Here is a 765-nt window from a genome sequence, read left to right as displayed (position 1 = left end):
AAGCTTACCTCTGGGATACTGAATCTGGTCAGGTATTACGAACTTTTGAACATGAACAACGTGTTGTGCGCGTAGCACTGCAACGAGATGGCAAACTAGCCATGACGTCAGACGGTGGCAATCAAGCGATCATTTGGAATTTAGAAACGGGGCAAAAGGTTTCGCAACTCAGCAGTTGGTCACGCCAGTTGATTTTCTCTACCGCGCGTTTTTCTGATGATGGCTCTCGACTGGTAACGGGAACACCTTCAGGCCGCGTCTCGATTTGGGATACGCAGAGCGGAAAGCGCATTGACGGATTTGAAGTCGAGCCGAAAAAAGATACTCGCCCTCCTCGCGCGGTCGTGTATGATGCTGCCTTTGACTCTAAGCAACGTGTAATTACTGCCACATCGGCGGGCATCGCCCAAGCTTGGCAACTAGAGAACGGGTCATGACAGAAAAACTCATTGAGCAATTGGAAGCACGCATCAACGACTTAGAGTGTCAGGTGGCGTTCCAAGAACAAACCATCGAAGATCTGAACAGTGCATTGTCACAGCAACAATTGCAGATCACGAAGATGCAAGATCAAATGAAGTACGTAGTAGGCAAAGTGAAAAATATGGATTCTTCGAATATGGAAGATCCAGCCAACGAGCCACCGCCGCCGCATTACTGATCAATACGCGAAAGACAAAACAAAGCCCAGACTTATGCTGGGCTTTGTTGTAATTGCACGGTGGCTCGTCGTGAAATAATCTAACGGTTAGTCGTTAGCGTAGA

Annotated in this window: 2 protein-coding genes; both read left to right on the top strand. The window is 48.1% G+C overall.

Annotation, left to right across the window (positions count from 1 at the left end):
• Positions 1-437 (top strand): WD40 repeat domain-containing protein (locus R7040_RS26035; protein WP_411978210.1); only part of this gene is annotated, 437 nt, incomplete at its 5' end.
• Complete coding sequence (locus tag R7040_RS26030; protein ID WP_005458294.1) at positions 434-661, top strand: SlyX family protein; 228 nt, start codon at positions 434-436, stop codon at positions 659-661. The genes R7040_RS26035 and R7040_RS26030, both read left to right, overlap by 4 nt.
• Positions 662-765: the final 104 nt, after the last annotated feature.

This window comes from Vibrio sp. 1069, assembly GCF_033340555.1.
The sequence above is the reverse complement of the archived record's forward strand: the minus strand, read 5'-3'. Positions and strand labels throughout refer to the sequence as shown.

Coding starts and splice junctions, on each gene's coding strand:
- R7040_RS26030 (WP_005458294.1), top strand. CDS start 434: ATGACAGAAAAACTCATTGAGCAATTGGAAGCACGCATCAACGACTTA.